General features: G+C 39.8%; 7 protein-coding genes. 6 read left to right on the top strand and 1 reads right to left on the bottom strand.

The window, feature by feature from the left end; genetic code table 11:
- The first annotated feature begins 132 nt into the window (after positions 1–132).
- Genes AC0L7T_RS14980 through AC0L7T_RS14965 form a run of 4 tightly spaced genes read left to right on the top strand, consistent with a single transcriptional unit; the run spans position 133 to position 9726 of the window.
- A complete protein-coding gene (locus AC0L7T_RS14980; RefSeq protein WP_473336176.1) occupies positions 133–2514 on the top strand; it encodes an ABC transporter permease in 2382 nt (793 codons plus the stop codon).
- Between the two features lie 29 nt (positions 2515–2543).
- On the top strand, positions 2544–4916 hold the full coding sequence (locus AC0L7T_RS14975; protein WP_473336175.1) for an ABC transporter permease: 2373 nt from the start codon (positions 2544–2546) through the stop codon (positions 4914–4916).
- 11 nt (positions 4917–4927) lie between these two features.
- Positions 4928–7342 carry an ABC transporter permease gene (locus tag AC0L7T_RS14970; protein WP_473336173.1) on the top strand — a complete coding sequence of 805 codons (2415 nt, stop codon included), beginning with the start codon at positions 4928–4930 and terminating at the stop codon, positions 7340–7342.
- Positions 7343–7353: 11 nt separating this feature from the next.
- Complete coding sequence (locus AC0L7T_RS14965; RefSeq protein WP_473336171.1) at positions 7354–9726, top strand: ABC transporter permease; 2373 nt, start codon at positions 7354–7356, stop codon at positions 9724–9726.
- 169 nt (positions 9727–9895) lie between these two features.
- Here AC0L7T_RS14965 and AC0L7T_RS14960 read toward each other — a convergent pair whose 3' ends face one another.
- Positions 9896–10030, bottom strand: coding sequence for a hypothetical protein (locus AC0L7T_RS14960; protein WP_473336170.1), 135 nt, complete (start codon positions 10028–10030; stop codon positions 9896–9898).
- A 53-nt stretch (positions 10031–10083) separates the two neighbouring features.
- Between AC0L7T_RS14960 and AC0L7T_RS14955 the strand changes: the two genes are divergently transcribed.
- Together AC0L7T_RS14955 and AC0L7T_RS14950 are read left to right on the top strand one after the other, a co-directional pair.
- A complete protein-coding gene (locus AC0L7T_RS14955; protein WP_473336169.1) occupies positions 10084–10842 on the top strand; it encodes a head GIN domain-containing protein in 759 nt (252 codons plus the stop codon).
- Between the two features lie 27 nt (positions 10843–10869).
- Positions 10870–13299, top strand: a complete 2430-nt coding sequence (locus AC0L7T_RS14950) for an ABC transporter permease (RefSeq protein WP_473336167.1) — start codon at positions 10870–10872, stop codon at positions 13297–13299.
- The last annotated feature ends 274 nt before the right edge of the window (positions 13300–13573 follow it).

Genomic DNA, 13573 nt, shown 5'->3' with positions numbered 1-13573 from the left:
ACCTACGCTTTCCGCTAATGGAGTGAGAATATAGGTATTGAAATAGTGAAAAAGGCATAAATATTTAAATCATCAATTGATTCATTTCTAACTCGGTGCGAAAAAGATAAGGTTAGAATTATAGAAAAAACCATGTATAAAAACTATCTAAAAATCGCTTTTCGAAATCTTTGGAGACATCGGGGCTTTTCGTTCTTGAATATAAGCGGCTTGGCCATTGGGCTAACCGCAGGTTTTCTTATTTTACTTTATGTAGGTTTTGAGATAAGTTATGACAATTTTCATTCCAAAGGAGACCGTATTTACCGGGTTGTTGCAGATATAAAAACACCTACAGACAATATCGAAGCAGATATCCCTGCCTGGGCTGTACCGCCGCATTTAGAAGAACAATTCCCTGAAATTGAAGCTGCGGTTAGGATTTCAGGGCTGGATATGTTAGTCCGCAAAGAGGACATCAAATTCCAGGAAACAGAGGCCAAAATTGTTGATGCCGATTTTTTCAATGTATTCGATTTTAAACTGCTACAAGGAGATGCTGACAATGTTTTAAAAGACCCCTTCAGCCTGGTGCTTTCAGAAAAGGCTGCAAAGAAATACTTCGGAAATGAGAATCCTGTTGGCAAAACAGTTAAAATCATGGAGGAAGGCCATTTAGCTACTGTTACTGGCTTGATGGAAGACTTTCCCGAAAATTCACACATCAAGACCAACATGGTGTTATCTATGGCCACCTATACCAAAGGAATGGATAGGGATGTGGATAGCTTTTGGAACAATTACGGTGCGGCTGGCTATATTCTCGTAGCGGAACATGCTAATATTGATCAACTTGTTGCCAAATTTCCAGAATTTTTAGAGCGAAATAATGGAGAGGAAATGAAGAAGTCGCAGATGTATGTCAATCTTTTTCTTGAACCATTAACAGATGTTTATTTACGGTCCACCAGGGGAGGTGCTGGGGGTGGTAATATTAGTAATGTATACATTTTTTCTATTGTGGCTATTTTCATTTTATTAATAGCCTGCATCAATTTTATAAACTTAACTACTGCCAGGTCAGTCGAAAGAGCCAAAGAAGTTGGAATCCGAAAAGTTATTGGTGCAGGCAAACGACAATTGGGCATTCAATTTTTAGGGGAGTCCATTGTCATTTCATTTATGGCGTTTATAATCGCCCTAGTTCTTACCGCTATAGCCATTCCCTTTTTTAATGACATGGCCGGTAAAATAATAAGCCCAGGTATTATTTCTAGTGCCAATCAATTGCCTATACTTCTATTAATGTCCTTGGGTATTGGCGTTTTGGCAGGTATCTACCCAGCTTTTGTATTGTCCTCTTTTAAGCCTATTAGTGTTTTAAAAGGAAGTTTTTCTTCTGGTACCAGGGGGATTCTTCTGAGAAAAGGATTGGTAATTGCTCAATTTACCATCTCAATCGCATTGATTATTGGAACCATTGTCATCTATAATCAGATGAATTATATGCGCAACCAGGAACTAGGTTTCAACAAAGAACAAACCATTGTCCTGGGTACAGGTGTATCGCCTTCTCAAAAAGCATTGAGACATGCCATTGATGATTTACCCAATGTACTTTCAACTTCGCTTTCCTCAAGTGTGCCTGGAAAAAGCAATAGTTCTGCTTATTCTGAAGTGGAGAATATAAATGGTGATTTGCAGATCGCCAACCTCGCACTCTATTTTATAGATGAGGAATTTATTCCTCAATTCGATATACCGCTTGTTGCCGGAAGATCCTTTTCAAAAGCATTTGCAACTGATTCTACCGAGGCCATGGTGGTGAATGAAGAGACAGTGAAGTTGTTAGGATACAGTTCTCCTGAGGAAGCCATTGGTGCCAATTTTAAACAATGGGGACGTGAAGGTAAAATTATTGGGGTAATTAAAGATTTTCATTTTAAATCTCTTCGACAACCTATCGAGCCTTTGACAATGCGGCTTGAACCAAAAGGTACTGATTTACTGGTTGTGAAAGTAAACCCAAAAGATATTCAACAAACTGTAGCTGCTATTGCATCCAAATGGGAGGCCATAATTCCAAACGCCCCTTTTGATTATTATTTCTTAGATCAATCTTTTAATAAACAATACCAGACCGAAGAACGCTTTGGAAATCTCTTCTTGAACTTTGCAGCGCTAGCCATATTTATTTCATGTCTGGGATTATTAGGTCTTGCAGCTTACAGCACCTTACAGCGCAAACGAGAAATAGGAATTAGAAAAGTGTTGGGCTCTTCGGTAGGAGGAATATTAAATCTCTTGTCCAGGGAATTTGTAAAATTAGTAATTATCTCCTTCTTTATTGCTGCCCCTATAGCCTGGTTCTTTATGTATTTCTGGTTAGAGGATTTCGCTTACCGCATTACCCTTCAATGGTGGATGTTTGCTCTCGCAGGGGCTTCAGCAATAATAATTGCACTGCTAACAGTGAGTTTTCACGCCATCAAAGCAGCAATAGTGAACCCAGTTAAAAGTTTAGGTACGGAGTAAAATTCCGCATCAATTAAAGAAGAAAAACCATGTACAAAAACTATCTAAAAATCGCTTTTCGAAATCTTTGGAGACATCGAGGCTTTTCGTTCTTGAATATTTCAGGGCTGGCAATTGGGCTTAGTGCTGGTTTCCTTATTCTTCTTTATGTGAGCTTTGAACTCAGCTATGATCAATTTCACAGCAAGGCAGACAGGATCTATCGGGTGGTATCGGATATTGAAACGCCAACAAGTACCATAAAAAATAGTGAACCTGCTTGGGCTGTGCCACCTCACTTGCAAACAGCATTTGAAGAAGTTGAATCAGCAGTAAGAATTCAGGAAACCCGTCTGTTGGTTCATCGCGATGGTAAAAGATACAACGAAAACAATGGAATGGCAGTTGATCCGGATTTTTTCAAAATGTTTGACTTTAAACTTTTATCTGGAAATAAGGAAAATGCACTTCTAGCTCCTTTCAGCATTGTACTCTCTGAATCAATGGCAAAAAAGTATTTTGGAGATCTGGACCCCATTGGCGAGTCTTTGGATATTGAGGATTATGGTTTTGTAGGCAATATAACAGCTGTGATGGAAGATATGCCTGTAAATTCCCATTTAAGGGCAGATATTTTGATCTCTTTAACCACTTTTTTTACTGAAAATTATAGTCCCAATTTGAATGACAATTGGGAAGGGTATGAGCCGGATGCCTATATATTGCTCAAGCCAAAGGTAAATGCCAAGGTATTGGAATCAAAATTCCCAGAATTCTTAGAAAGAAATGATGGGGAAGGGATGAAAAAACTACAGGCCTACGTCACATTGTACCTGGAACCTTTTAAGGAGGTTTATCTGCGATCAGACCGATACAGAACGATAAGTGGAAACATTAACAATGTGTATACCCTGTCAATTGTTGCCCTGTTTATTTTGTTGATTGCCAGTATTAATTTCATCAACCTTACTACTGCAAGGTCCACGGAAAGGGCAAGGGAAGTGGGAATACGCAAGGTAATTGGTGCTGAAAAAAGACAACTGGGCCTCCAGTTTATCGGTGAATCTACCCTCATTTGTTTACTGGCATTTTCCTTAACCCTTGCCATTACTTCGCTGATTCTACCTGCTTTTAACGATATGGCGGGTAAAACCATAGCTGAGGGTATTTTGTCTAATCCCTCTCATGTCTTGTCTTTATTAGGAATCGCAATACTTATAGGAATATTAGCAGGAAGCTATCCTGCATTCGTTTTGTCTTCATTTAAGCCTGTAAATGTATTGAAAGGCAGTTTTTCCAATGGAAATACAGGGATTCTATTGCGAAAAGGGCTGGTCGTTACCCAATTCTCAATTTCCATAGCATTAATCATTGGTACCATTGTCATTTATCACCAGATGAGTTTTATGCGGAACCAGGATTTGGGGTTTGATAAAGAGCGGATGGTAATATTGAACTCCAGTAATACTGAGCTAAAAGATGGACTTGAGGCTTTACCTGGAGTAGTCTCAACGAGTTTGGTATCAAGCATTCCAGGAGGAGACAATCCTTTGGCCTATTCAAGGATTCAAAATGTAAACAATGACCAACAAATAGTAGATGTTGATGCCTATTTTGTGGATTTTGATGCCATTACTCAATTTGATATGAAGGTAGTTGCAGGAAGAGGTTTTTCCAGCCAGTTTCCAACAGACACTTTAGAAGCCATGGTAATTAACGAAACTGCTGTGAAATTGCTGGGTTTTGCTTCTCCGAAGGATGCTTTGGAGGCCAAATTTGAGCAATGGGGACGTTCAGGCAGGGTTGTCGGGGTTGTACAAGATTTTCATTTTAAGTCCTTAAAGGAAAACATTGCCCCCCTTACCATGCGGGTGGACAGAGGTAGAAAAGGGCTTCTGACGGTTAAATTATCCTCAAATGATTTAACAAATACAGTAGCCTCCATTGAGGAAAAATGGAAGGCCGTTCTACCAAATGAACCCTTCGATTACTATTTTCTTGATGAATTCTTTGACCGTCAATACCGAGCTGATGAGCGATTCGGATACCTTATTTTTAATTTCTCTATGCTGGCCATTATTATTTCCTGTCTGGGCTTATTTGGCCTGGTAGCTTATAGTACTGTGCAGCGCCGGAGGGAAATAGGCATACGGAAAGTGATCGGCGCATCCGTAATGGGCATCGTAAAACTTTTGTCCAAAGAATTTTTAAAACTAGTAGGACTCGCAATTATAGTGGCGTCTCCTTTGGCCTGGCTTGTTATGAATTATTGGCTGGAGGATTTTGCTTATCAAATAGAAATTCAATGGTGGGTTTTTGTCATGGCAGGTGCTATGGTTTTGACTATCGCACTGTTGACAGTAGGTTTTCATGCAATAAAAGCAGCGAATATCAACCCCATAAATAGTTTAAGAACCGAATAAATCATAAAATCATGTATAAAAATTATCTAAAAATCGCATGGAGAAACCTTACACGAAACAGGGGCTACTCTGCAATTAATATCGGGGGATTGGCACTAGGAATGGCTGTTGTCATCATGATCGGTCTATGGGTTCTGGATGAATTTACTTTCAATACCCACCATAAAAACCATGATAAGATTGCACAGATTTACAATAGATCCAAAAACCTGGATACAAGTGAAATTGAGTCTTTTCCCTCTACGGTATACATCATGGGTAGCGTTATAAAAGACAATTATTCAGATTATTTTACGCATGCAATACGTGCCACCTGGGTAGGGAATTATGTATTGACGAATGAGGGAGAAAATCACACCCAAACAGGGCAGTTTATTGAAAGTGAGGGGCTGGAAATGCTCTCTTTGGAAATGTTACAAGGCTCTTATTCGAGTTTAGAGGAGGTAAATGCGGTAGTTTTATCTGAAACTGCTGCTGCAGCCATTTTTGGAGAAGAAAATCCTATAGGTAAATCTATAAAGATCAACAATGAGATGATTGCCGTCGTAAATGGCGTTTACAAGGAACTCCCCAAAAACAACAGTTTTGCCAATGTGAAATTCTTTGCCAATTGGAAATTGACAGAGGCCAATGAGCCCGAAAGATTCGAACGAATAAAAACAGTTTGGGACGATTGGTCATTCCAGTTTTATGTGCAATTGAAGCCAGAAATTGATTTTGAAACAGCCAATGCTGCTTTGAAGGATTTGTATTTTCAATACGGACCCGCGGAATCATTTGAGGGTTTCGAGAAACGTGGTCTACATCCTTTTGCTTATCCCATGGACAAATGGCATTTGTATTCCCAATTTGATGCTCAAGGGGAGCCTACAGAAGGTAGGATCACTTTTGTGTGGTTATTTATAGCCATAGGTTTATTTGTATTGATTCTGGCCTGTATTAACTTTATGAACCTCAGTACAGCTCGCTCTGAAAAGCGTTCCAAAGAAGTAGGCATTAGAAAAACAGTTGGCTCCAATAAGCAGCAATTGGTCTTCCAGTTCCTAAGTGAATCCATATTGATTTCAGGTATTGCCCTACTTTTCGCATTGGCAATGGTATTGCTCACCATTCCATGGTTCAATGAATTGGCGGGCAAAAATATGCAGATACCCTGGTCCAACCTGACCTTCTGGGCATCTATATTGGGGGTGACCTTGCTTACTGGGTTGTTGGCTGGTAGTTATCCGGCCTTGTACCTTTCCTCCTTTAGTCCGATCATGGTATTGAAAGGAACATTTAAGGCTGGACCCTATTCCGCAGTTCCCAGAAAAGTATTGGTAGTCTTTCAGTTTGCTGTATCGATAATGTTGGCAGTGGGAACAGTGATCGTTTTTAACCAAATAGAGTTCACCAAGGACCGGCCGATTGGCTATGACCGAAGCAATCTTATTTCGATACAAATGAACAATCCCGAGTACAATGGAAAGTACAACCTATTGAGGGATGAATTGATAAACACAGGAGTTGTGGAAGACATGACCCAGTCTTCTTCTCCATTAATGGGGGTATATAGCAATGGAGGTGGTAGTATCAGTTGGGAAGGCAAAGATCCTGAGATGTCACCTGACTTTGGTATTTTGCGGGTAACGCATGATTATGGGAATACCGTTGGTTGGCAGTTTGTGGATGGCAGGGACTTTTCCAGGGACTATGCTTCGGACTCTTCGACCATTATCTTAAATGAAACGGCTGTCAAATACATGGGCTTGGAAAATCCGGTAGGGAGCTTCATTACATTTGGGAATGACGACCGTGCTGAGATCATCGGTGTTACAAAAGACATGGTGATGCAGTCTCCTTATAATCCTGTAAAACAGGCCTTTTTCTATATTGATTACGATAGGGTAGACTATATTAACATTAGAATAAAGCCCGATGCAATTGCCAGTGATGCCATTGCCCGGATTGAAGAGGTATTTGCCAAAGTTGTTCCTTCTGCACAATTTGATTATGGTTTTGTAGATGAGGCTTTTGGTCAAAAGTTTGAATCTGAAGAGCGCCTGGGGAATTTGGCAGGAGTTTTCACCCTTTTGGCCATTCTTATTAGCTGCTTGGGCCTTTTTGGTTTGGCTTCCTTTGTTGCGGAGCAACGAACCAAGGAAATAGGGGTTCGAAAAGTGTTGGGGGCATCCGTTTTAAATTTATGGCAGATGCTTTCCAAAGATTTTGTGATTCTTGTGCTGATTTCCTGCCTGATTTCGATTCCTATCGTCTATTACTTTATGAGTCAGTGGTTACAGAATTACGATTACCGTATGGAAATATCTGGTTGGACATTTGGCTTTGCCATTGCTGGCGCATTGCTCATTACCCTATTGACGGTAAGCTTCCAAGCCATTAAAGCCGCAAATGTAAATCCTGTGAAGAGTTTAAGAACTGAGTAAATGAGGGGGCCATGTACAGAAATTATCTAAAAATTGCCTGGAGAAACCTTAAACGTAACAGGGTCTACTCCATGATAAATATTGGAGGACTGGCCTTGGGAATGGCGGTAGCCATTGTCATTGGGCTCTGGATTTCGGATGAAATACATTTCAATAAACAATTCGAAAACTATAAGCGAGTGGCTAAAGTCATGCAAAACCAAACCTACAATGGAGAGATCAATTCCAGTGAAAGTTTGCCTTTGCAACTGGCAGAGGAATTGGAAACTGCCTACGGAGATTATTTTTCCCAAATTGCTTTGGCCAATTGGGGTGGAGCGTATTTGTTGGCCTATGAAGAGAAAAAAATCATTCCAACTGGTTATTTTGCTCAACCGGATATCACAGAAATCCTTGACCTTAACATGATTGAAGGCACGCGTTTCGGATTGAATGATCCGAATGCCATTTTGCTTTCAGAAAGTTTAAGTCATTCCTTATTCGGAGAATCCAAAGCCATAGATAAAATCATAAAACTGGATGATGAAACACTTCTTACTGTAACAGGGGTTTATGAGGACTTGCCATTGACTTCTGAATATGCCGATTTCAAATTTATAGGTTCCTGGGAGCACTATAAGAAAACCTTGCCTGAATGGCTTTCCTGGGGGAATAACTGGTTCAAAATTTTTGTAGAAATTGCACCAAATACCAGTATGGCAGAAACATCCTTGGCCATTAAAAATGCGAAACTAGACCATGTTGAGGGTAGGGAAAAAAACCTAAAAACTGAAATCTTCCTGCACCCCATGTCCAAATGGCACCTGTACTCAGGCTTTGAAAATGGGATCAATACCAGCGGAAGAATTTACTATGTATGGCTGTTCGGTGTTATAGGGTTTTTTGCATTGCTTCTGGCTTGCATCAATTTTATGAACCTGATGACTGCTCAAAGCGAGAAGAGAGCCAGGGAAATCGGATTAAGGAAGACCATAGGCTCTTTTAAAAGGCAATTGGTTTTCCAATTTTTAACAGAATCTATATTGGTTTCCTTCTATGCGTTCCTATTTGCTTTGGGGCTATGCTTCTTTTTTCTACCGTTTTTTAATGAAATAGCGGACAAATCATTGCAAATCCCTGTAGAGAACACTGCATTTTGGGGCATTGGAACCCTATTAATCCTTATAACCGGCCTTTTGGCTGGTAGTTATCCGGCTTTCTATTTATCGTCTTTCAATCCATTAAGCGCATTAAAAGGCAATTTTAAGTCGGGGAAATCTGCTAGTATGCCCCGAAAGGTTTTGGTGGTATTTCAATATACTGTTTCAGTGGTGTTGGTAATTGCCACGATAATCATTTATCAGCAGATTGAATTTGCCAAAGATCGACCTATCGGCTATGACCAAAATAATATTGTATCCTTTGAACTAAAGGAGGAAAAAATTCAGAAACATTTTGATGTCATTAGACAAGAGCTAATCCAAAGCGGTACAGTAACTGAAGTTGCGGCTTCTGACCATCTTATTGGCAGCGTCTACACCACCAATGGCGGACTTGAATGGCAGGGAAAAGATCCCAACATGACGGATCAGTTTTACACCATGAGGATTACACCGGAATTTGGAAATTTAATCGATTGGGAGATTACCCGGGGCAGGGACTTTTCCAAGGAAATGAAAACAGATACTTCCGGATTTATTCTCAATGAGGCTGCGGTAGCCTATATGGGTTTGCAAGATCCGATTGGTCAAAAAATTGGATGGGGAGATGGTTTTTATCAGGTTATCGGAGTGGTGGGAAATATGATGAATATTTCTCCATACGACAAGATTATGCCAACTTTTTATGTGCAACAGGCGCACCGACCTTATATCGTAAATGCAAAAATAAATCCAAACGTCTCTGCGGCTGAAGCCTTAGAAAAGATAGAGGAGACCTATTCTAAATTTGAACAAGCTGTTCCCTTTGCTTACAAATTTTTGGATCAGGAGTACGCTAAAAAATTCACTTATGAGACTCAAATTGGCAAGTTAGTAAGCTATTTTGCCCTGATCGCAATTTTCATTAGTTGCCTGGGGCTATTCGGATTGGCCGCTTATCTGGCGGAACAGCGTACCAGGGAGATAGGTATTCGCAAAGTGCTGGGAGCATCAGTATTAAGTCTATGGAAAATGCTCTCCAGAGATTTTTTAATTCTTGTTCTTGTAGCTTGTGTGATTGCAGTTCCTCTTGCCCATTATTTTATGGGGCGATGGTTGCAGAAATATGAATACAGTGTAGAAATTTCCTGGTGGGTTTTTGGTATTGCCATTATGGGAGCCCTTACCCTTACCCTCCTTACGATAAGTTACCATGCGCTCAAAGCCGCAAATGTAAACCCGGTGAGAAGTTTAAGAACTGAGTAAAGGAATTAAACCCGAAATAGGCAATAGACCTTTTATTTCGCGATGAGATCACTACCCCTGAAGAAAGATCAGGCCTGGCTTAGAAAAATCAGGAAAGCCTATATCATATTTCCCTCTAACTCCTTAAAGACTTAGAGTAATCATTGTAAAGTATGGACATTGTCCCTATTTAACAAGCCCCGACAGGGCGTAATGACACAGCCATGGGTGAAGTAGGTTCAATGAATGCATATTGAATAATTTTGGTGGTATTGTTGCCTTTTTTCTGCAACAATGCTGACAAAATCTCTAAAGGTCGTTTCATTACTTATCATGTTTTCGAAGCAGCGTCAAATGTGAGGTATTAAAAACAGAAAGATGAAAAATAAAAGAAATACAATAATACTAACGTTTATCCTCTTTGTCTTTATTGGCTCTCAGATCGGTATGGCTCAGGGTTCTGAAATAACTGTTGATTCTTTTAATAAGGTTATTGTAAGTCCCCATGTGCAGGTAGTCTTCCAACAAGGGAAGTCTGAGACGGTGTTTATTGAGGAAAGCAGCGTCCCTGAGGATAAAATTAATATCGAAGTGTATGGAAAAACGCTACGTATTTATCTTGATGGAGCCAAAGAAGTAACCAAAAGCGTAAAAACCTATGAAAATGGGAACAAACAAAATGTGCCTCTATACAGCGGGACCGTCTTAAAGGTGACCATAACCTATAAGGATTTGGAAGAACTTTCCCTGCGAGGAGAAGAGAATTTTGTGTGTAAAAGCACATTGATAGGAGATAAATTTAGACTAAAGATTTACGGTGAATCGGAGGTTTATATTTCTGAGGTAGATCTTGGTTTGCTGCATACCACAGTCTATGGAGAAAGTTATTTGGAGATCCAGGCTGGTACCATAAGTCAACATACCATAACGGCTTATGGGGAAACAGAGGTTAACACATTGGGTGTTGCTAGTGAAACTGTCAAAATAAAAGCTTTCGGAGAAGGCAATTATCAGCTTAAGGTTAGTGAGGACCTGAATATAACGGCCTTCGGTGAGGCTACGGTTGCTTATAAGGGTAATCCTAGAATAAGTAAAGGAATAGTAATAGGTGAAGCAACTATTAAAAAGTTAGACTAAGTCAAATCCATTTAAAACCGCATTCCCATGTACAGAAATTATCTAAAAATTGCTTTTCGAAGTATCTGGAAAAACAAAACCTTCTCATTGATCAATGTAATTGGTCTTTCCATAGGTTTGAGTGCCGCTTTTGTGATCGGTATCATGATTTATTATGACCTTACTTTTGATAAATTTCATGAGGACAGAGAAAGGATTTACCGTGTAGTGGTAGATACCCAAGGACCTGACCGAGAAGGCCATTCTAGAGGTGTTCCGGTACCGCTAATTGATGTTTTACAAGCCAATAGTACAGGAATTGACCATGTCAGTCCATTTTTCCTTTTTGGTTTTGATAAAGTAACTGTAGCTTCTAGTCAAGAGGAATTTGACTGGCCAGGAGATATAGTGATTGCTGACCAGGAATACTTTAAGATTTTCAATTACCAATGGCTTGCAGGATCATCCATTGCAGCACTCGAAAATCCGTATGAAGTAGTATTGAGCAAAAGTAGGGCGGAAAAATACTTTCCTGGCAAATTACCCGAAGAAGTCATTGGCAATACCTTGATTTATGAGGATTCTTTAATCGTAAAAGTGACAGGAATTGTGGCTGAATTTGAAGAACGTAGTGACTTTACGTTCAAGGAGTTTTTATCCCGAAGCTCGGTTCAAAATTCAGAGAAGTATGGTTATATCTATGATACTAATTGGGGAAGTATCAGTTCATCAACCCAATTGTTTATTAAAACAGATAAATTTAATAATAAAGAAGCCGTGCAAGCCCAACTGAATGCTTTGGCTGAAGAGTACAAGAATGAAGAAATGGCTGCTTTGGGCTATTTCAGGTCCTTCAATTTGCAACCTTTGAAAGCCCTACACCTTAACGATAATTACGGCGTATTTGACAACAGCAGTTACCGGGCAAGCGCTGATATTTTATTTGGTTTAGGTTTTATTGCCCTTTTTCTATTGCTTTTAGGGTGCATTAATTTTATCAATCTCAATACAGCTCAATCTGCCAAACGGGCCAAGGAGATTGGTATTCGGAAAACTTTAGGAAGTTCCAAAAAGCAGTTGGTGATTCAATACCTGGGTGAAACTTTCATTTTGACCCTTGCGGCAGCTATTTTGTCCCTATTCTTAGCTTCTTTACTGCTTCGTGTATTCGCCGACTTTATACCTCCTGGGCTTAGCTTGGATTTAATGCAAAACCCGGTGCCTATTTTTTCTTTATTGCTGTTACTAATCCTCATTACCTTTTTGGCGGGATTTTATCCAGGCCTTGTGTTGTCTCATTTTAAACCAGTATCCGTACTCAAAAATCAATCGGTTTTGGATGGGGACAAGGGGAGTTTAAGAAAATTCCTAACCGTTTTCCAATTTGCAATTGCCCAGGTTTTTATTATAGCCACGCTATTGGTAGGCAAACAGATAAACTACCTGATAAATAAGGATATGGGATTTAAAACGGAGTCTATCGCCTATATTAAAGCTCCGAGAGGTAATGCTTCCCTTGAAAAATATGAAGCGTTTAAGGAGGTACTTGAAACAGTCCCTGAGGTAAAAAATTTAAGCATTGCTGGAGATCCTCCCGCATCCCAAAGCTATTCAGGAAGAGGAGTGAGCTATTTTTCTGAGGGTGAAGAAACCCATGTTCAAATACAATTGCTCTATGGGGATGAAAATTACCTCGATTTATATGGAATAGACCTTTTGACAGGTCGTTTACCTCTCAAGGATTCTATTTCGGAATATGTAATCAATGAAACATTGATGCGCCAAATTGGATTTCAAAAACCGGAAGAGGTCATTGGCCAGCAATTCAAAGTAAACAATAAAAATATACCTATTGTAGGGGTTATGGAAGACTTTAACCAAAGTTCCTTAAGGGAGGAAATAGAGCCTATGGCATTTCTTCAGGATAGTCAAAATAGAACCCTACACTTTTCCTTTGAGGCTAACGATATAGAAAATTGGCCTTTGGCAATAAATAAAATAGAATCGCAGTGGAAGGAGTTCTTTCCTGACGAAACGTTTAAAATTAATTTTGTGGATGAGGATGTCAAGAAATTTTACAGCGAGGAGCAAAGTACGGCCACGCTTTTAAAATGGTCAACCGGATTGGCCATACTCATCAGTTGCCTTGGCCTTCTTGGTTTGGTAATCCATACCACCGAAAGACGCACCAAAGAAATCGGTATTAGAAAAGTCCTGGGGGCCTCTATCATGCAACTTAACCTCTTACTGGGTAAAGAGTTTATGGCGCTGGTGGGCATTGCTTTTGTTATTGCTGTTCCTATTGCCTGGTGGGGAATAAGTAGCTGGTTGCAGGAATTCGCCAACCATACGGCCATGAGTTGGTGGGTTTTCCTACTTGGTGGCTTAGGTATTTCAATAATTGCATTGGCTGTCATCAGTATCAAAATATTTGCCGCAGCCAATACCAACCCTGTGAAAAGTTTAAGTACGGAATAAGGAAAATGACTAAGGCTTTGGTCAAATGCTAAAAAGTAGCCTTTGTTTACTTCAAGAGGAAATCGGCATTAGACTTTCTATTACGTGATGTAATCATTTGAAGATTTATAGTAAACATATGAGAGTAGTAGGCATTGTTTCTATTACAGGAGTCCAAAAGATGTGTAGTATCACAGCTTTGGGTAGACCCGTGGGGCATTGCTGACAAATTCTCTCAAGGAGGTCTTAGATTCCAGATTTAAATTCAGAAATGAAATAGCGCTTAATATTGTGT

The sequence above is a fragment of the Cyclobacterium sp. 10D3-21 genome (assembly GCF_055809755.1).
This window is presented reverse-complemented; position numbering and strand designations above follow the sequence as displayed.